Annotated in this window: 26 protein-coding genes and 1 tRNA gene; 6 read left to right on the forward strand and 21 right to left on the reverse strand. The window is 46.0% G+C overall.

The window, feature by feature from the left end; all coding sequences use genetic code 11:
* Positions 1-6 precede the first annotated feature (6 nt).
* The 3 genes from R2103_RS04905 to R2103_RS04915 all read left to right on the forward strand — a co-directional run bounded on the left by R2103_RS04905 (position 7) and on the right by R2103_RS04915 (position 2,721).
* Complete coding sequence (locus R2103_RS04905) at positions 7-270, forward strand: hypothetical protein (protein ID WP_292925073.1); 264 nt, start codon at positions 7-9, stop codon at positions 268-270.
* Positions 267-533, forward strand: a complete 267-nt coding sequence (locus R2103_RS04910) for a hypothetical protein (protein WP_317530395.1) — start codon at positions 267-269, stop codon at positions 531-533. The genes R2103_RS04905 and R2103_RS04910 overlap by 4 nt, the downstream gene beginning before the upstream one ends.
* Before the next feature lie 370 nt (positions 534-903).
* On the forward strand, positions 904-2,721 hold the full coding sequence (locus tag R2103_RS04915) for a recombinase family protein (protein WP_317530396.1): 1,818 nt from the start codon (positions 904-906) through the stop codon (positions 2,719-2,721).
* A 300-nt stretch (positions 2,722-3,021) separates the two neighbouring features.
* On the opposite strand, the gene R2103_RS04920 is transcribed toward R2103_RS04915, so the two are convergent.
* The 11 genes from R2103_RS04920 to R2103_RS04970 form a co-directional block, all read right to left on the reverse strand.
* Positions 3,022-3,456, reverse strand: coding sequence for a hypothetical protein (locus R2103_RS04920; RefSeq protein WP_317530397.1), 435 nt, complete (start codon positions 3,454-3,456; stop codon positions 3,022-3,024).
* Between the two features lie 29 nt (positions 3,457-3,485).
* The gene (locus R2103_RS04925; RefSeq protein ID WP_317530398.1) at positions 3,486-4,025 is read right to left on the reverse strand and encodes an HD domain-containing protein; all 540 of its coding nucleotides are present in this window, start codon (positions 4,023-4,025) and stop codon (positions 3,486-3,488) included.
* Between the two features lie 61 nt (positions 4,026-4,086).
* Positions 4,087-7,197 carry a type I restriction endonuclease subunit R gene (locus R2103_RS04930; protein ID WP_317530399.1) on the reverse strand — a complete coding sequence of 1,037 codons (3,111 nt, stop codon included), beginning with the start codon at positions 7,195-7,197 and terminating at the stop codon, positions 4,087-4,089.
* Positions 7,198-7,207: 10 nt separating this feature from the next.
* Positions 7,208-7,600: a PIN domain-containing protein gene (locus R2103_RS04935; protein ID WP_317530400.1), complete on the reverse strand. Its 393-nt coding sequence runs from the start codon at positions 7,598-7,600 to the stop codon at positions 7,208-7,210.
* Entirely contained in the window at positions 7,597-7,878 is a 282-nt protein-coding gene (locus R2103_RS04940; protein WP_317530401.1) for a type II toxin-antitoxin system Phd/YefM family antitoxin, read from the reverse strand. The genes R2103_RS04935 and R2103_RS04940 overlap by 4 nt, the downstream gene beginning before the upstream one ends.
* A gap of 120 nt (positions 7,879-7,998) precedes the next feature.
* Positions 7,999-9,315 carry a restriction endonuclease subunit S gene (locus tag R2103_RS04945; RefSeq protein ID WP_317530402.1) on the reverse strand — a complete coding sequence of 439 codons (1,317 nt, stop codon included), beginning with the start codon at positions 9,313-9,315 and terminating at the stop codon, positions 7,999-8,001.
* Positions 9,312-11,054 carry a class I SAM-dependent DNA methyltransferase gene (locus R2103_RS04950; RefSeq protein WP_317530403.1) on the reverse strand — a complete coding sequence of 581 codons (1,743 nt, stop codon included), beginning with the start codon at positions 11,052-11,054 and terminating at the stop codon, positions 9,312-9,314. The genes R2103_RS04945 and R2103_RS04950 overlap by 4 nt, the downstream gene beginning before the upstream one ends.
* 227 nt (positions 11,055-11,281) lie before the next feature.
* Positions 11,282-11,695, reverse strand: coding sequence for a DUF1249 domain-containing protein (locus tag R2103_RS04955; protein WP_317530404.1), 414 nt, complete (start codon positions 11,693-11,695; stop codon positions 11,282-11,284).
* 83 nt (positions 11,696-11,778) lie between these two features.
* Positions 11,779-12,357 (reverse strand): RadC family protein, encoded by a 579-nt coding sequence (radC, locus tag R2103_RS04960; protein ID WP_411172600.1) that lies wholly within the window; start codon positions 12,355-12,357, stop codon positions 11,779-11,781.
* Positions 12,354-13,283 (reverse strand): site-specific integrase, encoded by a 930-nt coding sequence (locus tag R2103_RS04965; RefSeq protein WP_317530405.1) that lies wholly within the window; start codon positions 13,281-13,283, stop codon positions 12,354-12,356. The genes radC and R2103_RS04965 overlap by 4 nt, the downstream gene beginning before the upstream one ends.
* Before the next feature lie 430 nt (positions 13,284-13,713).
* Positions 13,714-14,073, reverse strand: coding sequence for a helix-turn-helix transcriptional regulator (locus tag R2103_RS04970; RefSeq protein WP_317530406.1), 360 nt, complete (start codon positions 14,071-14,073; stop codon positions 13,714-13,716).
* A 115-nt stretch (positions 14,074-14,188) separates the two neighbouring features.
* Between R2103_RS04970 and R2103_RS04975 the strand changes: the two genes are divergently transcribed.
* Positions 14,189-15,448 (forward strand): hypothetical protein, encoded by a 1,260-nt coding sequence (locus R2103_RS04975; protein ID WP_317530407.1) that lies wholly within the window; start codon positions 14,189-14,191, stop codon positions 15,446-15,448.
* Between the two features lie 175 nt (positions 15,449-15,623).
* Here the strand turns inward: R2103_RS04975 and R2103_RS04980 are convergent, their stop codons facing one another.
* The 8 genes from R2103_RS04980 to R2103_RS05015 all read right to left on the reverse strand — a co-directional run bounded on the left by R2103_RS04980 (position 15,624) and on the right by R2103_RS05015 (position 21,546).
* Positions 15,624-16,703: a hypothetical protein gene (locus tag R2103_RS04980; RefSeq protein ID WP_317530408.1), complete on the reverse strand. Its 1,080-nt coding sequence runs from the start codon at positions 16,701-16,703 to the stop codon at positions 15,624-15,626.
* A gap of 195 nt (positions 16,704-16,898) precedes the next feature.
* Entirely contained in the window at positions 16,899-17,360 is a 462-nt protein-coding gene (locus R2103_RS04985; RefSeq protein ID WP_317530409.1) for a phBC6A51 family helix-turn-helix protein, read from the reverse strand.
* 34 nt (positions 17,361-17,394) lie between these two features.
* The gene (locus R2103_RS04990) at positions 17,395-18,312 is read right to left on the reverse strand and encodes a hypothetical protein (RefSeq protein WP_317530410.1); all 918 of its coding nucleotides are present in this window, start codon (positions 18,310-18,312) and stop codon (positions 17,395-17,397) included.
* A gap of 115 nt (positions 18,313-18,427) precedes the next feature.
* Complete coding sequence (locus R2103_RS04995; RefSeq protein WP_317530411.1) at positions 18,428-18,643, reverse strand: hypothetical protein; 216 nt, start codon at positions 18,641-18,643, stop codon at positions 18,428-18,430.
* Positions 18,644-18,750: 107 nt separating this feature from the next.
* Positions 18,751-19,353, reverse strand: a complete 603-nt coding sequence (locus R2103_RS05000; protein ID WP_317530412.1) for a hypothetical protein — start codon at positions 19,351-19,353, stop codon at positions 18,751-18,753.
* Complete coding sequence (locus tag R2103_RS05005; RefSeq protein ID WP_317530413.1) at positions 19,354-20,376, reverse strand: site-specific integrase; 1,023 nt, start codon at positions 20,374-20,376, stop codon at positions 19,354-19,356. It abuts the gene before it with no gap.
* Between the two features lie 144 nt (positions 20,377-20,520).
* Positions 20,521-20,597 (reverse strand) — tRNA-Met (locus R2103_RS05010).
* An 82-nt stretch (positions 20,598-20,679) separates the two neighbouring features.
* Positions 20,680-21,546: a PA4780 family RIO1-like protein kinase gene (locus R2103_RS05015; RefSeq protein ID WP_317530414.1), complete on the reverse strand. Its 867-nt coding sequence runs from the start codon at positions 21,544-21,546 to the stop codon at positions 20,680-20,682.
* Positions 21,547-21,920: 374 nt separating this feature from the next.
* Here R2103_RS05015 and R2103_RS05020 point away from each other — a divergent pair, with 374 nt between their 5' ends.
* Positions 21,921-23,069, forward strand: coding sequence for an HD-GYP domain-containing protein (locus R2103_RS05020; RefSeq protein WP_317530415.1), 1,149 nt, complete (start codon positions 21,921-21,923; stop codon positions 23,067-23,069).
* Positions 23,070-23,088: 19 nt separating this feature from the next.
* Here R2103_RS05020 and R2103_RS05025 read toward each other — a convergent pair whose 3' ends face one another.
* Positions 23,089-24,336, reverse strand: a complete 1,248-nt coding sequence (locus R2103_RS05025) for a dicarboxylate/amino acid:cation symporter (protein ID WP_317530416.1) — start codon at positions 24,334-24,336, stop codon at positions 23,089-23,091.
* A 7-nt stretch (positions 24,337-24,343) separates the two neighbouring features.
* The gene (gene hemF, locus R2103_RS05030) at positions 24,344-25,240 is read right to left on the reverse strand and encodes an oxygen-dependent coproporphyrinogen oxidase (RefSeq protein ID WP_317530417.1); all 897 of its coding nucleotides are present in this window, start codon (positions 25,238-25,240) and stop codon (positions 24,344-24,346) included.
* A 224-nt stretch (positions 25,241-25,464) separates the two neighbouring features.
* Here hemF and aroC point away from each other — a divergent pair, with 224 nt between their 5' ends.
* Entirely contained in the window at positions 25,465-26,634 is a 1,170-nt protein-coding gene (gene aroC, locus R2103_RS05035; RefSeq protein WP_317530418.1) for a chorismate synthase, read from the forward strand.
* The last annotated feature ends 24 nt before the right edge of the window (positions 26,635-26,658 follow it).

The raw sequence follows: 26,658 nt of genomic DNA on the forward strand, positions 1-26,658 counted from the left end.
GGGGTAATGAATGTGATTACCAAGGCTATGCTCGACCAACTTCGTGCTGAGCGTATGCGGAAAAATGCCCAGTTGGATTACACCATTGGCGGGCCTATTCAGGCCTGCGTGGTGTCCACTATCGAAATAGAGCGAGAAAAAAAGATCAAGCAGGGTGAGCACATCCTGCAAAACGCGCTGCATGACATGGAGCGCGAACAGGCCTTGTCCAGCCATAAAGGGCTGGCGAAGGTGCATTTCAACCATTCTAAACAGGAGATCGAACCATGAGTGATAGTTCTGACGAAAATAAATCCAGGCTGCCCAGCCATATTGCCTACAGCGTTGAAGAAGGCAGCAATGATAAAAATCACTGGCACAAGATCGGTGCAGCGTGGCCGACCAAGGAAGGAGGATTATCGCTTCAGCTCAATGCGTTACCCCTTAACGGAAGAATCGCGCTGCGTTCCAGGGAAGAATTGGAGCGCATGAGAGCTGAGCGCCAGCAAGCTCCGAAACAAAATCAAGCACAGGACATAAACTACACGCAGTGAAATAAGTAACTGACAGTAGAACAACTTAAGATTTTGTTAATACTAAAGTTTTATTATGAAAATAGAGCCCTGTTGTTTTGTTTATCAATCGTGCTTGATAGCAGCAATTTACTTAAAAGTTGATATTTATTTATGAAAACAGCAGGTACTTACGTTCAATCACTATCCTAGAGGATTTTTAAATTGACTAACAAGCAACAATCCAAGCATGGTAAAGGGTGGAGTTCCACCCGCAAACCGAGTCATAATATCGACTCGCGGATTGTTGACGTTGTTCGCTTTCTTGCTCGGCGTTCAGCTGAGCAAGATTACGAGCGCCATCTCAGATGCACAACGTCTTTGACACAAAAGCCTGATTTGGAGTCTTGATATGAAAAAAGTTGCCATTTATGCCAGATATAGCAGTGATCTTCAAAGCGATGCCTCGATTGAAGATCAAATCCGGATTTGCAGTGAACGGGCCAAGCATGAAAACTGGAAGGTAGTTAATACCTATACCGATCACGGTATCAGCGGTGCGAGCTTGATGCGCCCTGGAATCCAGATGCTTATGCAAGATGCCATGAGTAACAAGTTTGATATTGTTCTGGCTGAAGGGCTGGATCGCTTAAGCAGAGACCAGCAGGATATTGCAGGCATATATAAACGTTTTCAGTTTGTCGGCATTGCTATTCATACCTTATCCGATGGCGGCGAAGTGAGTGACATTCATATCGGACTGAAGGGAACGATGAATGCCTTGTTTTTGAAAGACTTGGCAGCCAAAACCCATCGCGGGCTAAGTGGCCGGATAGAAAAAGGCAAATCTGGCGGAGGCTTGTGCTACGGCTACAATGTAGTGAAACAATTTGATTCCTATGGTGAAGCGATCAGGGGAGATCGTGAGATCAATAAGGAAGAAGCAGAAATTGTTAAGCAAATCTTCCGCGATTACGCCGCTGGCGTTTCACCCAAGAAAATTGCGCTAAATCTCAATAAAAAAGGCATTCCATGCCCCTCTGGCAAAGCTTGGGGCGCAACGACAATTTACGGGAACAGACGGCGTGGCACCGGCATTATCAATAATGAGCTCTACATAGGTCGGCTGATCTGGAATCGTCAGAAATTTTTAAAAGACCCGGATACAGGTAAACGTGTCGCCCGGCCAAACCCAGAAGAAGACTGGATCATTACCGAAGTCCCTCACTTACGCATTATCGATGAAGAGCTCTGGGAGCAGGTCAAGATACGCCAGAAAGCGCTAGATGAGAAACCTCAATTCTGGGCCAAGCAACGCCCCAAAAACTTGTTTTCTTATCTTCTCACCTGCGGTTGCTGCGGCAGCGGCATGAGCAAAGTGTCGGCTGATCGCTACGGTTGCTCCGCTGCCAGGAATAAGGGCACTTGCAGCAACCGGCTCACCATTAAGCAAGAGAGCCTGGAGCACACCATTCTGGAAGCATTACAGCACCACTTGATGAACCCGGAGCTGGTAAAGGTATTTTGCGAGGAATACACTAAACATATCAATGAGCTGCGACAAACCCGGAATGCGGCGATAAACCGTTACAAAAAAGAGCTGCAAAAGCTGGCTGCTGATAAGGAAAAGATTATCGAAGCCATCAAAAACGGGATACCTGCATCGGAAGTGAAAGACGCGCTCAATAAAATCATTGAACGCCGGGAAGAGCTGGAAAGCTATCTCGAAGGCAAAGAGGAAGCGCCGGTGCTTCTGCATCCGAACATGTCTCAGCGTTACCAGAAAGAAGTGGAAGCGCTACGAGTTTCTCTCAACAGGGAAGAAACCAGAACTGAAGCAGCAGACCTGCTCAGAGGCCTCATTGATAAGATTGTACTGACGCCCAAAGCGTCAGGAACAGAATACGCCATCGACCTGCATGGCGACCTTGCCGGAATTTTGACAGTTGCGGCAGGCAAGCAGCAAAAGATTAGCGATTACGATCCTTTGTTGCAGCAAGTCAAAATGATGACCGAATCAGGTGATCAAAAACATGGTTGGCAGGAAGATTCTAATGCTGACGAAATTTCCTCGAAAGAGGATTTGTCAGACAAGAACGAGATGGTTAACCTAAATGCACGTTCATCCCGTAAATCTGAACTTGCTGAAAAGCCGCATGAAACGGCGATTCTCAGCAAGGATAAGATGGTTGCGGGGGCAGGATTTGAACCTACGACCTTCGGGTTATGAGTCAATTTTGGCATACCTCTGTGCTCAACAATACACTACCATACTCAATAAATCAATAAGTTAATTTGTGTGTATTTTTATACATTTGAGCATATTGGAGTTAGTCAGTGTGATAGAACTGTGGTGGTTCAGGTAGAGAATTGTGCTCCAGCTTTTTAGCCCTCTTGGAATATTTAAACCATCAGATAAAATTTATCGTGCTGCATTTCTGGGCCAATAATTTATAATTCTTGTGCAATTAATTGCACATAACCGCGCACTGCCAATGGCGAAAATATCGTACTTTCGATACACAGAAGGTTATTCTTTCGTACTTATAGCGCGTTTATCCGATAGTTTTCTCAATCGAGGCCAGCGATCATGAATCCAGTGATATTCAGGTAGCGTTTCTTCAGTAACCACATATACTCTCTGCTCACCATTCCGTTCAGCCAATAACGCCTGAATAGCCATTCCCGGCGCCAAGGTTATCCAATGAGATTGCTTATCATGATCTTTTTCCATGAAGCTTTCGGCAGTAATTAATATCGGTCTTGGATGCCAAGGCTTCCATTTGCCTGCTTTGATGGAATCAAGTCGTGCCCAACCACCATTTGGGAATTTTCCAAATCCTTCATTTTTGCGCTTGCCCCAGATAACCCAAGTCACTCCCCTATGCCGCAGCATTACGGGCAATCGGGCATCCGGTTGAGGAAAGTAGATTTTGTGATCCTGATATTGAATACCGCCACACATGAGAGATTCTAATTGTAGCGACTGTGGTACTAGGGTCTTTGCGTATACACCTGATCAAAGGCTTTACCAAGCTTCTTGTTGGCATCCTTAACTTGGTCAACCACCTCTTTCGCCCAATCAAAATACTCCTGCTTTCGCTTGATTGACCAATCAGCTGGTGGACTATTCAGTATGTCACGAAGATTTGAAATCTTGTCTGCAAGTTTGACCAGCTTTGCACGCTTGCTGGCATGAGAGGCATTCTCAATCTGCAAGCGTTTGCGTTCGGCTTTCGGTAATTTCTTGTCGTCTGTTACTTCTAACACGATTTTGGTGATAGCTTTTCCGAAATGAACTTGCAACTCTTCGGCTGTGGTTTCAGTATCTTCTATCGTATCGTGCAATAGAGCAGCGCATATTACTTTGGTGTCGGCGATGCCGCCTTCAACGCACAATATTTTTGCAAGTGTAATCGGGTGATTGATATAAGGAGATGCACTAGCGTCTTTTCTTCTTTGATCTCTATGCTTGATCGAAGCGAACTCTAATGCTTTGAGTATCAGAGCCATATCAGTTGTTTTTTTGGACATATCTACTCCCATGAAAAATAGACATTGATTCAATAATCAACTTTTCCATATTTCACCGGCCTCAGGGTAGATGCTTTTCTCTCAGCGCTTCATAAAGTTTAGCTGGCCCGAGTAATATATCCTTCAAGCCGCTGCGTACCCGCTCCGAATCCAGTGCCTGCTTGCTCATCGCGCTATGTGCCGCAAGAGCATCCATGATGGCATTCATAAATTCTTTGGAGAAATCGGGAGAGTTTGAGAATTGCTCCTTGGTGTTATTAATGGCCTGTTGTATCAGGATTTCCGATTCCAGCAATTTGCCTTTTAGCACATTATTTACATAGACCAGCCGGTCATCATCGGTCAGATCACCCTCGAATAGGTCATTTACCTTGGCAATGATCTCAGTGATCAACGCTTTTTCCTTTTCCTGCACCTCGCCGCCGCCGGGGCCAAGCGGTTTGAGCTTTGGCGCATCCCCATCATTGAGCGGCATAGCTTGTTTACCCCGGCTCTTGAGGTTGTGATGGGTCAGGATGATCTTGGATAGATCGATGCCTTCACGTTCTCGGCCAAATTCCAGCAACGGCAGCAAACGTTTATAGAAAATGAAACGTTTCTCAATCGCCGTATTGCCGTAATCAAAAATCTGCGACAAAAATGCATACATGCGCTGGAATGTCCCCATATCCCGTTTGAATAGAATGAGTGCATTCAATTCGTTCTGGACTTCTTCTGCATCCTTGCTATTGTTCCGGTCTTTGGCGGTCTTCAGATGTTCCTGAGCAGCCTTGTATCGATGCAGCAGACGTGAAGCCACGGGTTCCAATGCCGCAAACAGGTCACCTTGCTTGGCATTTTCTTTGAATTCTACCGCCACCACGCGATCCACCTCGAAATCATCATAGTATCCAGCCGCATCCAGTTTCATGCGCAGATCGAACACCAGATTCGGGTCGGTAATGTTTTCCAGTTCCGCTGTGGTGTGATACGTCTTGAATGCAGCCAGGATTTCTTCACCGTCATTCGCAAAGTCCACCACATAAGTCGTGTCCTTACCGGGATAGGCACGGTTCAGCCGTGATAAGGTCTGAACTGCCTGAATACCCGCTAACCGCTTATCCACATACATGCCGCACAATAACGGTTGATCGAAACCGGTCTGGAATTTGTTGGCAACCAGCAGGATTTGATAGTCTTCGGTTTTGAACGCTTCGCGCATATCGCGGCCACGCAAGTTGGGATTAAGGATTGTGCTGTTTTCCGTAAACGGCTCCGGGCCGGATTCCCTGTCATTCACCTCGCCGGAGAAAGCCACCAGCGTGCCGATCTTGTAGTTCTGATCCTTGATATATTTTTCAATGGCCAGCTTCCAGCGCACAGCTTCCAGGCGGCTGCCTACCACCACCATCGCTTTGGCCTGACCATCCAGCAATGGCGCAACATTTTCGCGAAAATGCTCCACTACGACTTGTACCTTCTGTGAAATGTTGTAGGGGTGCAGCTTCACCCAGCGCATGATGTGTTTCATTGCTTCGCTGCGCTCAACTTCCTTCTCGCTCATCTCCTTGCCGTTGTGAGCAAGCTTGAATGCGAGTTTGTACGGCGTGTAGTTCTGCAATACGTCCAGAATAAAACCTTCCTCGATGGCCTGCCGCATGGAGTAAACATGGAAGGGTGCAGGCAGATTATCCGCGCTGGCTGGCAGATCGGGATTAGGCCGCCGCCCGAACAGTTCCAGTGTCTTGGTCTTTGGGGTAGCGGTAAAGGCCACATAGGTGATGCCTTTTTCGGATGCGCGTACCGCCATTTGCGTGGCCAGAATATCTTCGGTGCTGATTTCGCCGCCATCCTCAAATTCTTTGAGTTCTTCCGCGGAGAGTACTGCTTTCAGTTTAGCGGCGGCTTCACCGGTTTGCGATGAGTGCGCTTCATCGGCAATCACCGCAAAGTGTTTCCCTTGCGCGCCTGCCAGTTCTTGCACCGCTTTCAGTGCAAACGGAAAAGTCTGAATGGTGCAAACCACAATCTTCTTGTTACCCGATAGCGCTTTGGCCAATTCGCCGCTTTTGCTGGCACTCTCGCCGGTAATGGTTGCCACCACCCCGCTAGTGCGCTCGAAGTCAAAAATCGCTTCCTGCAATTGTGAATCGATGACATTGCGATCGGATACCACCAGTACGGAATCGAATAGCTTTTCATGCTGGGCATTGTGCAAATCGGCGAGGAAATGCGCTGACCAAGCGATAGAATTGGTTTTTCCGGAACCGGCGGAGTGCTGGATCAGGTATTTACCGCCCGGTCCCTCTCTCAATACCGCTGCCGCTAACTTGCGAGTTGCATCCAACTGATGAAAACGCGGGAAGATGATCGTGCTGATCTGTTTCTTGCTGTCCTTCTGCGCAACTAAATAACGCCCCAGAATTTCCAGCCAGCTTTCTCGCGCCCAGACGTCTTCCCATAGATAAGCAGTGCGGTGTCCGCCTTTCTCATTGACAGGGTTACCGGCTGCGCCATTGTCACCCTGATTAAAAGGCAAGAATTTTGTCGCCGGACCAGCCAGTTTGGTGGCCATGCGTACTTCCAGATTACTCACCGCGAAATGCACCAGTGCGCCGTTGGGAAACGACAATAGCGGCTCGGCTGATTGCCCTTTGGGCTTGGGGTGCCGGTCAAAGCGATACTGATCGATCGCATCTTCTATCGATTGCGTGAAATCAGTTTTGAGTTCGCAGGTGGCGACCGGGATGCCGTTGAGGAACAGCACCAGATCGATAGAATTCTCGTTATGCAGCGAATAGCGTACTTGCCGCAAGATGCGCAATCGATTGGCGGCATACTTGGTTAGAATATCCGGATTTATACCTAAGGCCGGTTTGAACTGAGCCAGTGCAAGGGATTCACGCAGCCCCATCATTTCTATTCCGTGACGCAACACGGCCAAGGTGCCGCGCTGGTCGATCGAATCACGCAAGCGTTGCAGCAGAATTTCAGTTGCTTGCGCGCCGTGGTTCTTGGTCAACGCCTCCCATGCCTTGGGCTGGGTATCCTGAATCCAGGTGATGACGTCTGCCGGAAATAAGGCCTGGGCCCGGTCGTAATCCTTGGCATCACCTTCTGAATACTGCCAGCCATTCGCAGCCAGATGGCCACAGATTTCAGTCTCGAAACTGATTTCTTTATACAGGCTCACCAGTTCTCCTTTATTTATAGGGCAAACGCTCTTGCAGCAAATCCGGTAAATGCTCAAATTCCGGGTCTTTATGCACCAGCGTTACTTCCAGTTCCAATGCCGTCGCTGCTATCCAGGCGTCGGCGACCGATAGCGGATGGGTTGCTTTAATCACGGCGGCCCGTTGCAAAATTTCGGCAGACTCATGAATCCAAACCATCGGTAAAGCAAAACAGTCCGCATACGCTTCACGCCCGGCGGCTTCGCCTTCATCTTTCCACACCCGGTAAAACACTTCCATCAAAGTCATGAAAGAACCATAACAAGGCGATCCATCGCTTAACAGCTCACTGATCCGATTCGCTCCCAGTTCATTATCGCGCAAGGCCAGTAAAGCAGACGTATCCAGCAAGAAACCGCTCATTCTTCCCGTTCGCGATCAGCCCGGCGATCTTCCAATAGCCGCTCGACCGCGCCGCCTTTGCCTTTGCCACGGAAAGCCGCAACCGCCGCTTTGGCTTTTTCACTATCAACCTGGCTTTGATTGATGGCTAACCGTTTGGTTAACTCATCGTATTCCTGTTGCGAAACCACATACACCACCGGACGCCCGCGCCGGGTAATGGTGACCGGTTCGCGTTGCGCCGCATCAATCAGTTCTCCAAAATGATTTTGGGCTTCGACAGATGTCATGATTCTCATGGTTAAATCCTCCAAATAGCTAATTCAGCCATTATAGGTGTTTTGCTACGCATGACAATACTGACGATAGAAAAGGAATTTCAGGGCGCAGATTGCTCGCGCGGCTTATTCCACTACCCGTTAGTCGGATACCAGATTGCGCACGTCAATTTTTCCGGTAACAGCGGCGGATATGAGGGCAGTGCGGCGCTCTTGTAGCAGGGTGATGGCGCGTTGAGCTTCGACGGTTAGGGTGTCGAGTTTGGTGGTTTCGCGGTCAAGAAAAGTGGCGATAAATTCTTGTTCTTCTATCGGAGGAAGAACTATCTTCATGCGGTTAAGGTGAGTCGGCCCAAAGTGTTGAATTGTTGCGCCAGCTCTAAATAAATCCACCTGGGTTGTGAACATTGCAGAGTTAACCAACGTCCTTACATAGCATGAAATTGTAATGTTGTCCCTTTTCCATAGTCGAATTATTCCAGTATATGGAATGGCCCCCTCGGCTTCTTGCCCCACTTCACAAATGCTGCCCATACTGGCGCTGGCGCTTATTAGCAGATCACCAGCTTTGAGTCGGAAGTGGTTCCAACGCAAATTTACTTTTTCTGGATTAAGAAAATTACATCCCTCCAATGTGGCCCATCGTTCTTGAATTCCAGATATGCGAAGCAATGGGATTCCTTCTTCTTGGAAATCAATGGCAAGGATTCCTGGCCCCTCCTGAAAACCAACACCATATGAAAATGGAGTAATTCTCCAATGCTCTGGCACTTCCCCCAGCCACTCAACACCGGAATCCTTCATCGGCACATCCGGGTTCAGCCCTTTGGTGACGGCATGAGAAATCACCGCCTGACGCTTTTCTTTCAGTAGTTCAATCAGCCGCTGTTGCTCAGCTATCAGCGCATCAATTTTGGCGGTTTCGCGATCGAGAAAGGTGGCGATGGCGGATTGCTCATCGAAAGGAATCACGGGTAAAGCAATCTGCGTAAAATTATCATAGCGTAAAGCCTGACCATCGCGTACAAGATTTGTAGTGCTCTGCAGTGCTTGAATATAGGACTGCGACTTTAGAAGATAGCGAAAGAAGTTTGCATTAATATTTTTGCTAGGTGTCAGCATAACGTATGCTGAGCTGATGGATCCACGAAAGCTTGACCACTCTATCCCCCCTTGGAAGCTTCGCATGCTAATAACGAAATCATTAGGCTCTACATGTTTGAGTATGTCCGCGCCATGTATTACCTGAACTACTTTTTGATCTTCTATAGCCATGAAATCAGTTTGATATATGATTCCATACTTTTGAGATGCAGTTAGCTGCAAGTCAGATTCGAGAGCCCTATCTTTGCGCTGGGCGAACAATCTACGACTCTGTATTACCTCCCAATGCTCCGGCACTTCACCCAGCCATTCGACACCACTATCCTTATAACGCTCGTAACGCGGAAAACTCATGCCGACAATCCTTTGATCATCGTCAGAATCCGGTCGGTGCATTGTTTCAGGTCGGCATCGATCTCGGCCAGTTCGCGCGGCGGTTTGAATACATAGAAGTGCCGGTTGAAGGGAATCTCATAGCCCACCTTGGTTTTCTCGTGATCGATCCAGGCATCCGGTACATGCGGCAGGACTTCGCGTTTGAAATAAACGTCCACATCCTCAGAGAGCGGAACATTCTCCGTATCGCGCAAGCTGCTATCTGGCTGCGGTTTGCCCTTCAATTTGCCTTTTTCTCCCAGCATGATCTGACCGTTTGCGTCACGCAACGGGCGTTCTACCGTGATGGTACGGTATCCGAATGCTTCATTCTTGAAGATGCGGCTAATCGGCGCACCGTCTTTGCTGGCTTCTTCGAAATTACCGAACAGACGGGTAATCTCAGCGATGTGCGCTTCGGAGAATTCCTTGCGTTTACTGCCCAGGCTCTTGCGCATCTTTTGCCAGAAACCGCTGGCATCGATCAGTTGTACCAAACCTTTGCGGTGTTCCGGTTTGTGGTTGGAGAGTATCCAGACATAGGTGGAAATGCCGGTGTTATAGAACATATCGGTGGGCAGGCCGATGATCGATTCTACCAGATCGTTCTCCAGCACATAGCGGCGGATTTCACTTTCGCCACTGCCAGCGCCGCCGGTAAATAGCGGTGAGCCATTCAACACGATACCAAACCGGCTGCCACCTTCATGGGCCGGGCGCATTTTGCTGATGAGGTGCAGCAAAAACAGCAGAGAACCATCCGATACCCTGGGCAAACCTGGGCCGAAGCGCCCGTTGTATCCTTGCGATTCAAATTCCTTGCGGATTTCCTTTTCAACTTTCTTCCATTCGACGCCAAACGGTGGATTAGAGAGCATGTAGTCGAATTTCTTGTGCGGATGACCATCGTCGGCAAGGGTATTACCGGCCACGATGTTTGCAACATCCTGGCCTTTGATCAGCATATCCGCTTTGCAAATGGCGTAGGATTCATCGTTGAGTTCCTGCCCGAACATGGTGAGCCGTGCTTGCGGATTGTGTTCTTCGAGATATTCGCCTGCCACGGACAACATGCCGCCGGTGCCCGCAGTGGGATCATAGATGGTGCGAACCACACCGGGCTTGGCTAGTACTTCGTCATCCTCAATAAACAGCAAGTTGACCATCAAGCGAATGACTTCGCGCGGGGTGAAGTGTTCTCCAGCGGTTTCATTGGAGATTTCCGCAAACTTGCGGATCAATTCCTCAAACACCAGCCCCATCTGGCTATTGCTGACAGCTTCTGGATGCAGGTCGATGTTGGCGAACTTCTCGGTCACCTGATACAACAACCCGGATTTGGCAAGCCGATCGATCTGCGTATAAAAATCAAAGCGCTCGAAGATATCCCGTACCGCAGGCGCAAAACCCTGGATATAGGCGCACAGGTTTTCCTTGATATGATCCTGGTCGCCCATCAACTTCTTCATGTCCATGGGCGAAGTGTTGTAGAAACTCTGCCCCGCTTTGCGCAACAAGAAAGGCTCCGGATTTATACCGGCTTTCTGCTTATCGGCAAACTCCGCCAGCACGGCTTCCTTGGTGGGTTCCAGTACAGAATCCAGGCGGCGCAGTACAGTAAAAGGCAGAATAACCTTCCCGTATTCGGATTGTCTGTAATCGCCGCGCAAAAGATCGGCTACCGACCAGATAAAAGAGGAAAGGGATTGATGATTCATACTTCCTTATTGTTGGTTTTTATTATTGGCTTAGTTGTGCATGATACGGGCACTTATGTTTTTATCATGAATTACAACGCAACATTACATCAAGATGGTAATAGCAATCAGGAAATTATGAAATAGAGGATAGAAACAAAGCAATGAAGTTGCTTTATTAATAATGTATCAAGATAGTAAATAGCAAAAACAATCAGAGCAATTCAGGTTTGGAATATCTATCTAAATTACTCTTTATTCGTGATCTGATGACCTTGCTCAACTAAGTTAGCTAGCCACTGGGAAAGAAAAATGTTCAATTCTCTTTGCAGTTTTGCATTAATACCCCCTGAATCCAACATTACCGATTGATACGTGAAACTATCTTGATAAGTAAGCGCTTCCGCGTACTCCCGGTCTGGATAAATGGCAATCTCCATATCTGGATCGGCAATCATATCCCCGGACGGGTGTTTGTAGTAGTGGCTGAGTGCAATAATGATTTTTTCAGGTGTATATTGCAGAACATCGAGGTTCAAGTCCATGAATCCCGGCACCACTGACTTACCATATTCCTCAATGGTGTGTAGGTCAGGAATAACTTTTAACAGTTTTCGATAGATGTGAGTGTTTATATCACTGCCTGTATTTTTAGTAATCAATTTCAACCCCCATTTTAATTTGTCTAATTGCAATTAATTGCACTGATAATGACGACTTCGTGCAGTTGATTGCACAGAATCTATTACATTAATCCTTGCTCGGCCAGGCTCAACGTTTCAGCCCCGGCAATAATGAGATGATCGAGCACGTTCACTTCAACCATAGCCAGAGCCTGCTTCAAGGTATCGGTTAGCACTCGATCAGATCGACTCGGGTCTGCTATTCCGCTTGGATGGTTATGCGCCAATATCACTGCCGCAGCATTATGTTTAAGCGCAGCCTTTACGACTTCGCGAGGGTATACACTGGTTTGCGTTAAAGTCCCGCGAAACATTTCTTCGGTGGTAATGACCCGATTTCGTGCGTCAAGAAAGATGACAACAAAGACTTCATGTTCTCGCTGGTTCATTGACAGTCTTAGATAGTCCCGAACTGCACTAGGTGAATTCAACGCATCGCCATGCAGCAATTCTTCTTCCAGAAGCCGTTTTATCAATTCTTTGGCTACTGCGCATTTCTCATGAGGAATGCCTTTTTCTGGAGAAGCTGAAAATAATGGCTGGAGATATCCCCGATAAAGCAGGCGCGATTCACGAACACCAATCAATTTGGCCAGCAGTTCAACATTAGATAGACTCGCATAGTGCATGGATGTTTTCATAGCACGCCCCCAGCTGCGTTATCAACGAAGATGTTTGCATCCCGAATATAGCGTTGCAGCATGGCATCCGTTTTGTGGCCCGTTTGTTGTCGAATTTTCCAGCTACTGATTCCGGCTTGTGCAGCCGAAGTAACCAAACCCGCTCGCAAGCTATGCCCTGAGTATTTTGTGGCATCCAATCCTGCCGCTGCTGCACGCTCCTTAATCACCAAGGCGATAGATTGCGAAGTAATCGCTTGTTCTCCAATATGACCATGGCGGTTGATACTGCGAAAAATTGGGCCCTCATTAATTCCAGAGTGTTCTAGCCATTCACGCAAAGCGATGACCGGACAAACAGCCCCACGGGCATAAGGGATGGCAATTTTTCTGCCTTGTCCGGCTTGGTCTGTTTTGCTACGGCGCAAATAAATAAGCATCCCTTGCTGGACATACTCGATATCGCAATATTGCAGACTGGCTAATTCACTTCTCCGGAAGGCTCCCGCAAAACCGATGAGCAATAATGCTTTGTCACGGATTCCTTTGGTACCTTGCAGATTTTTTACCATCGCCAAAATGTCTTCTTTGATGGCTGGAGCAACTTGTCGTTGCTTCATGCCATGCTGATTGCGTATTCCCCGAAACGTGGCGCGAACCAATTCAGTGCTGACTGGATTAGTCCACTGCTTGGCATTATGGAATTTGGATAGACTCGCCAGTCTGCGTGTCAGAGTGGCAACGGTATGCTTCTGAGCGTGACAGGCTAGATAACAGGAAATTTGTTCGGGTGAAGAGGGTAGTGTGCCGCCCCACACTTGAAAATGTTGCAAGTCATTACGGTAGGCTCGCCAGGTGTTGCCTGAGAGCGCAGCGTTTAAATAAGCATGTACCGTTTCATTATCCGATGTCACGGAATTCTGAGTGAATAAAGGCAACTTTCTCATTAGAAAAAATCCTGCTATTTCAATGAGTTATTATACCATATTGACAGAGTTTGTCAAATTGAAACAACGACTTACGTTACATCTTGAAGGAAAATCAGAACGATTTTTTATGGTGACAAGAACAGGTTTTTGATTAGTGATAAGTGGGTATTATCGATAGTTAGGATGACAGGCAAAGAGGCCTGATTACAGATTGCCATAGATCATGCTATAACTAATCAATTAATGCAGTACGGATCAACAGTATTTTTCTAGGTGCAAATTAGATAATGCTGCTCTTGATAATAATCATCAAAAAAAGCCATAATTTAGCAATTAATCTTGTTGAGAATATCAGACAATATAACAATCCCTTTGTTTGATATGGAAATTCAGGCAGTATGCTCACAAGGTTAAGGTGTGTGGCGAGTGCAGTTTTTAAGTAAGTCGTCTAATCTTTCAAGCTCAAATGCTCGCATGATTGCTTAATCAGCTGCATCACAAACACTCTATCTTTTTCACTTAATTTGGATAACCACGTAGAAATAACTTCTGCTTGAACAGTAGGTTGAGAAGAGCTTTCTGCAAACAACTCTGATGTCGTTGTACTCAATGCTACAGCTAATTTCTGAAGCGTTAAAAGTGACGGCAAAGATACTCCCCGCTCAAATCTTGAAATGGTTTCAGTATCAAGGTTTAGCTTTTCTGCTACGTTTGCTTGGGTCAAACCAATTTTCTTCCGCTTTTCACTAATACATTTTCCCAAGTTCAAGCTGAATTCGTTTCTTTTTTTATTTATTTTATCGACCATATATGTTGTCCTTAACCAACATGAATGGTTGACTTTTCATGCAAATACAGAAAGGATGCTATATGTTGTTACTCAACATATAATGTCTATATAAAGCCTTAATCAAGGAGGATAAATGGCTACAGGCATTCCAGTGCTTATTTCTGCATCTGATGAAAATAATATTCAAAAATTGAGGCCTGTCACTTTTTCTCGTCAAGACCAAGCGAGCTTTGATGAAATGCTATTACAAAAGATCGTTGATTTAACTCCAGACATATTACCGATACGAGATTTTTATCCTGCTGTTACCAGTGTTTATTCGTTAGGAAGAGAAATACCTGTTGAGTTAGGTGAGCGTCAGGGATTTATTGATAACTTGTTAGTCACCAATGACGGCCATCTCGTGCTGGTTGAGACAAAATTATATCGAAACCCAGAAGCTATTAGAGATGCAGTAATACAAACCCTGGAATATGGTATGGCAATTCATAAAATGTCATTCCTTGAACTCGAAGCGCGAATTCGAAGAGCAGAGAAAACAGGTACTCAACTTAGAGAGAATGAAAGCATTCTTGATAGGATAACGAGTATGTCTGATGTTTTTGATGATTTTGAAATTGTCCTGGAACGTTACCAACGCACTGGAGAAATACTTTTGTTAGTGGTGGCCGATGGCATTCGAGCAAGCGTTGAACGCATCACTCAGTGGATGAATGAAGAGATGAGCGGCAGCACTCCAATTAGATTTGGTTTGGTAGAGTTACGTTTTTACGAAATTGCCGATGGTAGTAAGATAGTTGTTCCCAAGACACTATTAAAAACGAAAGAAATTTCTAGGCATGTTGTGGTTGTGGACATTCAAAACAACTCAAGTGCCGCCGCCGCAGCTTCTGTAACTGACCAATTAAGCATTTCGGGGACTTTAGGTGCAGCAAGACCTATTAAAATTGCCGCACCCGCTCTCACTAAAAATGGTTTGCTTAGCCAAGTTTCACCAGAGATCCAACCTATATTGAAGGAGTTGTTTCAACAATTTGAGTCTATAGGGCTGGTTGAAAACACAAAAACTGCGGGACAACTTCGTTATGGTGTTGTATCCCCCAACTCAGGCGAGTTTCTACCCATACTGTATCTTGACAAGAACAATATTTGGGCAACACCAACAAAACGAGTATTTGAATTGGTTGGCAGTGATGTCATATTTGAATTTAAAAAAAAGATGAATCCCTTAGCTTCATTCTGGCGACATGATCAATTTGAGAAAGTGTATACATCTTCACGCGGAGTTAAGTATCTATCTATCAGGGATAAAATTCCTGATATTTTAAATGTACTTGAAAGCTTTAAGCGGCAAATATCTGCTGCGTTAGAGGATGAATATTCAAAAATATAATGTAAATAGCGATGTAAAAATGCAGCACTTCAAGCAATGAAGCTGTTAAGGTCGAATGAAATCAATGGTGATTACTTCTCATCAAGTGGAGTTTATGAAATTTGACTCCAGTGCAATTAATTGCAAATTAGACAAACTTAGCTAACTTGATAATAGTCATTTGCAGATCTCCATATCAAGCCTCGGCGACTGTTAGGCCATCCAGGCAATAAAACTCATCCTCAAGCCACGGATCATCTGGGCTTGCCCTGCCATAGTAGTTGTATTGATTGCAAACGGCATACATTCGATCCCACATTCCGGCATATCGAATATCATTACCCGCACAATGTACGCCATCACAGCACCACCCCGGAATAACATAGGGTTTTGTAGCATTTACTTTGTCTAAAAGAGCATTTACTTCTGCTTGGGTAACATCTTCTATTTGATCGATTGCGGGCGAATTACCCCCTGCTAGAATCCAAGCTGCTTGGCATAGGAAATTATTATCGCTCTTCAGTGATTTTTCGTGGCGAAGATAAATATTCTGGATAAGCCGTTTTGCAGGTTGACAATCATATGTTGATGCCAACTCGTATAATTTTCTGGCAATCAGTGAGTTTGTCGCTGTATCGGATTCCTGATCTTGTATGATCCAGCGCAAAGCATCTACTTTATTTTGTTTAACTATTGCCTGTTCAAGACCGAGTAGGCAATCAGATGCGGAATAGTTGGCACGGTCATATAAAATTTTTCGAGTAGCCAACATCCCGCTGTATATGTAGTCGTGACCACCTGTATCAGGGTGCCACCAATTTGGAACTTTGCATATTCGTACTAACTCAGCCATAACGCTTGTAAAGTCAATATCCTTGGATAGCAGCGCTGAATAATTGTCAGCTAATTTCTCCATTATCGCTATTGAATGACCATCCTCAGCTGATCCAATTAGTAACCTTCTGATAATACGAAACTGTGCGCCATTTAATTTTTGCTTGAAACTCCAGCAATAAGTTAGCCAATAAGCGGCTTCATCAAGATTACGCAACCTTATGCCTTTAACTAAACCGGACAATGCCTGATAAAAATTTGGTTTGGATGAAAGAGTAACTGATCTTTTGGGGTAACACCCGGCATCTTTAAGGTGATTACACCAGCTTCCAGAAATGAAATCCTGGCAGGTGCAGGTACTATGATTTCGAGCTACTTGATACGGAATTAAATCCCCGGAAGGGAATACTATCAAGCAAGCAGATTGTGGCTTAATATTCATGCAACCCCTTGTTTATTAATGTTAAAGAATAATATTAACATATTAAAAACAAAGAGAAACTTAATGGCTATATTTATTTACATGAACTATTCTTGCCGATAAGCGCGATTAAATTTTAGTCTTACAATATCTACTCAGGATTTATATTTTTGGGTACTTATCTATGTCAACAGCTCCTGTTCATGTATCTACTGATTAAACTTCTATTATCGATTCAGACGATAGCGGATGTGATTTTTGTATAGGATCGCCATTTTGATCGTAACTGTAACCCATGTCACCCCACCTTTCTCGTAAATCGAAGTCCGCAACCCGGTGCTTCAGCCCTTTTTCCAAAGCACCATTTACTGATGCCATTGCATTCAACACTCCCAGAGCTGCCTTTATTCTTACAGAACTTGGTTCTCGCATATCACACAAAACTTCTTGTAAGGTTTCAATAGCAGTAATTGTCGTAGCATTCATTTTCTTGGCTATTTCTTCTAATCCAGAGTTGGCTAAGTAATTTAGCTTGGAATTAAATTCTGGAAGTTTTTGCCAGCGATAAAGTGTCATAGTCGTTACTTCTAATTTTTCTGCTACCTGATAGGCTGGAGTCCCTGTGGCAAGTAATTGAATGGCTGTAATCTGTTTGGGTTTTAGTGGTTTTTTATTCACAAAATACCTCACAAAAAATAACATTTAACAACATTTATAACGAGGAATTAGTTTCATGCAAGCTTCCTCCCATGAATGGAGGTTTAAATTCTTGAAGCATTTCTCGATGCACTTCCCAAATTAATTCAGGTTTCCACCAAGGTACGGTATATTCTTTTAATCGTTCTAATATTTTTTTGCGAGCAGCTGGATTCCCTGGTGTAATCCCATATACACCCAATTCTCTGAGAAGTTGAGCAAATTGAGGTTGTTTGTAATCTTGTGCAATTAATTGCACTGAGTCGGCTGAAACCACAAAGAGATTTTCAAATGGATTTGGGATTCCATTCTCAATTAAGTCAATAAATCGAAGATTACGCTGATTTATTCTTGCTTCAATTCTGGTTATAGAACTATTCATTCCCTGTTGAGCACCCTTATCATACATTGTGCAAACAAGTTTTGATCTTCTAGACCCATGATATATTGTGCCTTTATGCACAGTTGTCTTTCTTCTTCCCTTATCAATCAATAAAAGATCGTTAGGATCGACATTGACAACATCTACAAAAAACTCGAAATGTGATACCACTCCCCTCTGGTATATCTCTGCATAATGATGATCGAACAGTATACTAAATAAGCCTTCAAGCTCATCACAATCATGCTGGTTCAATTTGCTGGGGTTTAGCTCGATATTGATGAAGTAATTCCCATAGTTTCTGCCAATGGTTAATCTACAGAGTTTCTTTTTATTCATCTCGCTATCCGAATAAATCGAATAAACCTTCATATTGTCATATTTTATAATTTTGCATTGAGTAGTATTTTCAATTATTTGACTAATGTAATGCAGCTCATATATATAACATTTTTTCCTATATTGATCTTTCTTAATCAATTCATCTATAAGATTTTTATCTGTAATTCCATTGCTCAATTGAGATTTAGGGCAGGGTAATCCGATAACCATTTTATCTATACCTAAGTAGATTCCATTTATACATTGGTATTTACCAATAACCTCTTGATATAGCACAATACATTGGAGGATGCTGGGTTAATTAATAGCTTCTAAAAATCTATAATTAATCCTCCTTGAGTAAGCATTTAGCAAAAATACCAGCGTGGACATATCGCCGCTTGCCAATCTTGCGAAAAGCTATAGCAAATCCATTGGTTTCACGGTGGCGGTGGAGCCATTCGATTTGGCTACGGGTAAATTTAGGATAAGCTTGTGAAAATTCGTCGAGAGTAAACCACTGATTTAAATCAGTGATACTTGTGTTGGTTGCGTTCTGCATGTTATCTCCTGTGAAAAATGGTTGTTGCACGTTTTGGCAGGAGATAGTTTGAAGATTCTTGTAATTAAGTGTGGAAGTTTCTATTTTTGTGAGAAGTTTCTATTTTTTTATCCTTTCTTAGATAGGTAATTTTTAAGCGTTTTAGTAGTAATACTTACATTTGCTTCTGTCAATAGTTTTGCACACACTGTATTAAGGTGTTTACTATGGCCACTTGTTAAGTCATCGATAATATTAGGAAATTCATCTTCGAAACTTAACTTAATTAAACCCGCTACCAGATCCCACACTTTGGATTGTGTAGCAGGTTCTTGCTCTGTCACAGATTGCAATGAGAAGGCTTTTATGTTCTTACCTAGATATTTCTCATTCCACTTAATTCGTTGTTCACCAAAATCAGGAAGATTTAAAGATGGCCAACCACATCGTTTTAAGTTTTCTAACCCTTGTGAAGATTTTTGAAAATAATCTTCATCAAATTCATAGCCTCCTCTAATTACCTCGGATAGGTGTTCTAATAAATCTTCATATAATTTTCTGAAATCATCCTGGATTTTTTCCTTTGGAAGTACATAAATGAAGCGCCCTAATTTATCCCAAGTATAAAAACCAACAAGTTCTATTGCGGAAGCTATTTCTGCAATTGAGTATTGCGAATCCAAACATAATTGCGCTATTGAAGTGAAGGATTGATTCTCAAGTTTTGACATTTATTTTATAACTCCCATTACTGAATCCACCATATTTTGTGTGTCTTGAATTGCAAGATGACTGTAACGCGCTGTCATTGTGGTCGAAGAATGTCCGAGCAATGTACCCACTTCAAAAAGAGTCCTCCCAGCTTTCACTAGATTACTGGCTGCTGTATGACGTAAGTCGTGGAAGCGGCAATAATCAATGTTTGACTGTTTCAAAGCTTTAATCCAGCTTTTTTTAATATCAAATGGTGTGTTTTCGCGAATGGTACTGTGGAAAATTAGGTGATCAGTATTCTCACGCAATCGCATTAATTCTTTTATAACTGGATGGGTAAGGGGTAAAAGTCTGGGTTTGCCGTTTTTTGATGTATCCAATCTAGCTACTCGAGTACTGAAATCTATCGATGACCATTTCAATTTTAGGAGCTCACCTTTTCTGGCACCAGTCGTTAGAGCCATTAATACCAACAAGTACAACCTCTCCCAATGAGAGGTGCGACAAGCTAGGAGTAGACGCTCTTGCTCATTTTCAGTTAGAAACTTATCCCTACTGGGATTTTCCTTGAAACGACTTACAGTTTCTTTTCTGACAGGATTGATAAATCCTGATCTCTTAAAATCGGGATGTTGAACAAAATAGATAAAAACTGCGGATAATGTAGATTTATAGCGATTGATTGTTGAGCCTGTCAGATTTCTCTTTTTCAGCTTTATTAGCCCATCATCAACCATAAATTCATCAATTTTAGTAACAGGCTTGTCACCAAACTCCCCGCACCACCAATAAAGTCGTCCGGCAGTACTTGGGTCGTTGCCAGAATATTGAGCCATGTAAATGTTGCACCATTCTCTAAAAATAGGAATTAATGCTGTTGCTTTACCTAACTTTCTATGAAGTTCAGTATTACCTTCGACTTGCTTGGAAAATGCAACTGCATCTTTCTTTTTGGGAAATGTTTTTGTGATTGATGGTAATCCCTGCAATCTAATTTGCACCTGGAAATTACCACTTTGCAATTTGCGGATTGAAGCCATAGTTCCTCGCTTTTCCATCTTACTGTGATGACAGTGTGATGGAAGGTTGATTGATCAATTCGCCAAAACGAACAAACAACCACAAGGTTATTATGTAACTTCAATATTTACAGCAACTTACTTATTGTAAGTTGCTAAGAAAACTGGTTGCGGGGGCAGGATTTGAACCTACGACCTTCGGGTTATGAGCCCGACGAGCTGCCAGACTGCTCCACCCCGCGTCAGGAGCGGGATTATAGCACAAGCAAACACGAGCAGGTCAATGAACATTGATTACAGTCTTTTTAATTAAGAGAATTTAATTCAACATTGTGACAAATTATTGTTCCATCGGGTTTGTTTATGCCGCTGCCAGGCAATTTCTTTTTTGATGGCGCTATCAATAATCTGCAAGACATTGCCAACGTTAACAGGTTTGTTTTGCTGTTTAATGGTTCCGGTTAAGCGTGCCTGAGGTAGCTTCCCGCGTTGATAGTAAGACCATATTTCCGCCGCATAGTCGGATTGTGCTAATTCCGGCGCAAAGCGGCTCAAAAATGTCGTCAGGTTATCGATGTCGCGTTTGATCATATGGCGCGCTTGGAAATTACTGGCTGCGTTAACGGCCTGGGGTAGATCAATGATTACCGGGCCATGGCTATCGACCAGCACATTGTATGGCGACAGGTCGCCGTGCACGATCCCGGCGCACAGCATGGTGACAATTTGCTCGATTAAAATTTTGTGATAGGTGCGTGCTTGCTTTGGCGTTAGTATCAGATCATTCAACCGCGGCGCTACATTTCCTCCCGCATCGGTAACCAGCTCCATCAAGAGCACGCCGGAAAAAAAGTTATAGAATTTCGGCACGCGAATACCTGCCATTCCCAGGCGGCATAGCATGTCGACTTCGGTGCTTTGCCAGGATTCTTCGCGTGCGCTGCGGCCATAATGGCTGCCGTTCTCTATTGCACGGGCGCGGCGGCTGTTTTTAGTCTTGCGCCCTTCGGTGTAGCAGGCGCGTTGATGGAAATTGCACTTGTTGCTTTCTTTGTATACTTTGGCGCAACGGATTTGCTCGCCACTGCGCACCATATAAATCATCGCTTCTTTACCGCTCATGAGCTGGCAAATTACGCTATCAATCAAACCTTCTTCAATCAGCGGTTCTAGTCGTTTGGGTATTCTCATAGGGTTTATGCCGGCGTACGTGATTAAAGTACGCTTGTCATCCTCCTGCCGGGTAATGTAAATAATGTGTTGTCCTTGCCGCGATCATCGGTATCAATCGAATTGGGATAACCACGTTGAACAAATTGTAGGAAGAATGATTTCTTTTTGGAATGTGGCATATTGTCGCGCGGCAAATTGCCACATAACAAATTGCAAAAATGGAATATGGAAAATTTCTCCCAATTCCATCAATTCAATGAAAAAACCAGCGCTACGAGTTCACGCTAAATCGTTTAAAATAGCGCGGGAATATACAGTTTGGCCGCCATATTGCGAAAATTCCGGGCGGCAGCGTCAAGGTTATTGCCTTCACCATTCTCTGGGAGAAGTTTATGCAATCCGAAGAAGATTTATTTACCCACCAGGATACGCTGGCGAATTTGCATGAAAATTTCCCGTTAACCGAGAAATTGCGTTTTCTGCATCAAATCATCCGCCAGGATTTTCCCTTTGTCGACCGTTTGGCGATTGCGTTGTTCGATGAAAAAACGGAAATGCTCAAAACGTATACGCACAGTACCGAAGGCAACGATAGTCCGGTGACCACCTACGAGGCGCCGCTAAGCGGTGCGCCGTCGTTATTGGCCATCATTGAGCACCGCCGTCCGCGCTTGGTGCAGGATCTGAACCTCTTTGCCAAAGGCACGCACGAACACACCAAGCGGGTAGCCGCCACAGGTTATAAATCAAGCTATACCATGCCACTGTATCAAAGCGGCGCTTTTATCGGTTTTTTGTTCTTTAATTCGCTGCAAGAACACCCTTTTGAGCCAAAAGCGCTGCGCCAGATCGATATTTACGGTCATTTGATTGCGTTGATGGTGATCAATGAGCTTTCCGCCATACGCACCTTACTTGCCGCCGTGCGTGCGGCACGCAGCATGACGCATTACCGCGATCTTGAAACCGGTTCGCATATCGACCGGACTGCACACTACGCCCGCCTGATCGCACGTGAACTGGCGCCGAGTTATGGCATTTCCGATGAACAGATCGAACATATTTTTTTGTTTTCACCGATGCACGATGTCGGCAAAATCGGTATTCCGGATAATATCCTGCGCAAACCCAGCAGGCTGAACGAAGCGGAATTCGATATCATGAAAACGCATCCGGCGAAGGGCCGCGAGATCATCGATTCCGTGCTGGAAGATTTTGGTTTGGGCGCGTTTGGTCACACCAATATATTGCGCAATATCGCCGAGTTTCATCACGAAGCGGTCGACGGCAGCGGTTACCCGAATGGTTTGAAAGGCGAGGAAATTCCGATTGAAGCGCGCATCAGCGCGGTAGCCGATGTTTTCGATGCGCTAACGTCGCGGCGGTCGTACAAAGCACCGTGGAGTAATGAAAAAGCATTCGGTATGCTGCGGCAAATGTCCAATTCCAAGCTGGATCAGGATTGTGTCGAAGCGTTGATCAATAATGCCGCGAAAGTGCTGGAAATACAGCAGCGCTTTCGCGATATCGACTTGATGTAGAGATAAAAACCGGAGAAATTTAAGTGCTGGAGCCGTCGCGTTTGATCCAGTGCTGAACCACCAGGCTTCCCACTAGATCGCCCTCAACATTCACCATGGTGCGGAAAGTGTCGAGTATCCGGTCAATCGGCAGCAATATGGCGATGGCTTCGGCCGGTAAGCCAACCGATTGCAGCACCATCACCATCGTCACCATACCGGCGCTGGGTATGCCCGGCGCGCCCATGGCTGCTAGCATTGCGGTGACAAATACGATCATCTGTTGCATCAAACTGAGTTCAACCCCCACCAGATTGGCGATGAACAAAGCGGCAATCGCTTCGTAGAGCGCCGTGCCATCCATATTGACGGTGGCTCCCAACGGAATGACGAAACCCGCGACATCGCGTTTGACATGCAAATGCTGCTCGGCGCAGCGCAACGTAACCGGTAATGTTGCTGCGCTTGAACTGGTGGCAAAAGCGGTGATCAACGCTTCACGCCCGCCCAGCCAGAATTTATACGGCGTGACACCGGTCATTGCATACAGAATCAAAGGCAACACCACCACACCGTGCAACAGCGTGGTGCCTAACACGACCGCTACAAACTTGAGCATCACCATAATCAGACCGGTATCCTGCGTGGCGACCAGTTGCAACACCAACGCCATGATACCAAATGGCGCCAGGCGCATGATCCAACCCACCAGCATCATGATCAATTCCAGAAATTCCTGCATCAACGTCAGGATATTACGGTAGCGTTCACCGCCCACCACCAGCGCGATACCGAGCAGCAACGCGAATATCACCACCGCCAGCACATTACCTTGCGCCAGCGCCGCGATTGGGTTTTGGAACAATGAATGGAGGAAATGCGCAAAGAAATCGGGCAGCGACATCTGGGTGGCCTGAAAATTTTGCATCGCATCCTGAAACATCGCGATCTGCAATTCACTGCCAGGCCGGAAAATATTGGCCGCAGCCAATCCGAGCACGACCGCGAACGCCATGGTCGATATAAAGAAAATCAGCGTGACTTGCCAGACGCGATTCATTTGCTGGTGCGAACGCAGATTGGCGACACCGACCATAATCGACGTGAAAACCAGCGGGATCAGAACCATGCGCAATAAATCGGTAAACAAGGTGCCGGTCAGTTTTGCGGCATACAGCCCGCCTTGGCTGATCTCGGATTCCTGACCCAGCATCGAGAACCATAAACCGAGCAGAACGCCCGATAGTGCGCCGAGCAAAATCTGATTATTGAGCGATAACTTGTTCACAGGCGGTTTACACCCAGTCCTTGCCGATCAAAAAGTCTGTGTACAGTTTGCCTTCCGGGGTGTCCGCTGCCGGTTTCCAGTCGTAGCGCCATTTCACAATCGGCGGCAATGACATCAAAATCGATTCGGTGCGTCCGCCCGTTTGCAGCCCGAACAACGTGCCGCGATCCCACACCAGATTGAATTCTACATAACGCCCGCGCCGGTACGCCTGGAAATCGCGTTCGCGTTCGCCGTACGGTGTGTCCTTGCGGCGTTCCAGAATAGGGCGGTACGCGTTGAGGAAGTTCTCGCCGACGTTGCGCGTGAGTTTAAAGCAGGTATCAAAATCAGGTTGATTCAAATCATCGAAGAAAACGCCGCCGATACCGCGCGGTTCTTTACGGTGCTTTAAGAAAAAATAGTCGTCGCACCATTTTTTCAGACGCGGATAGATATCGCCGCCGAACGGTTGCAATGCGTCTTTGCAGGTTTGATGAAAGTGGATCGCATCTTCCGCGTAACCATAATAAGGCGTCAGATCCATGCCGCCGCCGAACCACCACACAGGTTCTGCGCCTTCCTTGCGCGCTTCGAAAAAACGCACGTTCATATGCACCGTCGGTGCGTAAGGATTACGCGGATGCAGCACCAGCGAGACCCCCATCGCCTCAAACGAACGCCCGGCCAATTCCGGACGAGCCGCGGTAGCCGATGCAGGCAATCCCGCGCCATATACATGGGAGAAATTAACGCCGCCGCGCTCCAGCACATTGCCTTCTTCGATCACGCTGCTCATGCCACCGCCGCCTTCCGGGCGATCCCATTGATCGCGCTTGAACGACTTGCCATCGACCTGCTCTATTCCTTTGACGATGCTGTCCTGCAAACTGATAAGAAACTCTTTCACTTGGGGTGTGTTCATGCAAACTCCTGGTTCTAATGTTATGAAAATGGCTCAAAACGCGCCCATGCCGGACAATAACCGCATTTTAGCGCAGGTATAGCATGTGGATGGCATTTCATTGTTGATGCGCCTCAAGTTTGCACCTGATTGTTATCCTCGGCGGGTGGTCAGCAAATTGCCAAAAAGCAGGGGTACGTATGATAGACTCGCACAATCTTTTTTTAATACCCAAATAGCATCGTATGTCTGGCAATACACTTGGCACGCTTTTTACCGTCACTTCGTTTGGCGAATCGCACGGTCCCGCAATTGGCTGCATTGTCGACGGTTGTCCGCCGGGATTGGCCATCAGCACCGAAGAGATTCAGCTTGAACTGGACCGGCGCAAACCCGGCACGTCGCGGCATGTCACGCAGCGGCGCGAATCCGATACCGTTGAGATTCTATCCGGCGTGTTTGAAGGGCAAACCACCGGTACTCCGATTGCTTTGCTGATTCGCAATGAAGATCAGCGCAGCAAGGATTACAGCAAAATCATGGATACCTTCCGTCCCGGTCATGCGGATTACACTTACTGGCAAAAATACGGCATCCGCGATTACCGCGGCGGCGGGCGTGCATCGGCGCGGGAAACGGCCGTCCGGGTTGCGGCAGGAGCGATTGCGAAGAAATGGCTGCATGAAAAATATGGCATTGTGATTCGCGGCTATATGGCGCAACTGGGTCCCATACAGATTCCTTTCAAACAATGGGACGATGTCCAGCAAAACCCGTTTTTCGTCGCTGACAGCAGCTATACCGATCAACTGGAAACATTCATGGATCAATTGCGCAAGTCCGGCGATTCGGTCGGCGCAAAAATCAGCGCGGTGGCACAGGGTGTTCCGGTCGGTTGGGGTGAACCGGTTTATGACCGGCTCGATGCCGAAATTGCTTACGCGATGATGAACATCAACGCGGTGAAAGGCGTGGAAATCGGCGCCGGGTTTGCCAGCGTGACGCAGAAAGGCACGCAACATTCCGATGAAATGACGCCGGATGGTTTCTTGAGCAACAACGCGGGCGGTATTTTAGGCGGTATTTCCACCGGGCAGGACATCGTCGTTCATGTCGCGATCAAACCGACCTCCAGCATCCGCCTCGGACGGCATTCAATTGACAAGAATGGCATCCCGGTCATCGTCGAAACGCATGGACGGCACGATCCCTGCGTTGGCATCCGCGCCACGCCGATTGTCGAAGCCATGCTTGCTTTGGTATTGATGGATCACGCTTTGCGGCATCGCGCGCAAAATGCCGATGTGAATTGTAAAACACCGAAAATTCCCGGCAGTGTGAATGGCGCAGCAAGTGCCGCACCGGCAGTGCAAGCGCCGTTTAAGGAAGACCCGGAACCGGAAGAAGATATGTAGCGGAAAACGCGCCCAGATGCAGTT

This window comes from Nitrosomonas sp. Is24 (genome assembly GCF_033063335.1).
Taxonomy (GTDB): domain Bacteria; phylum Pseudomonadota; class Gammaproteobacteria; order Burkholderiales; family Nitrosomonadaceae; genus Nitrosomonas.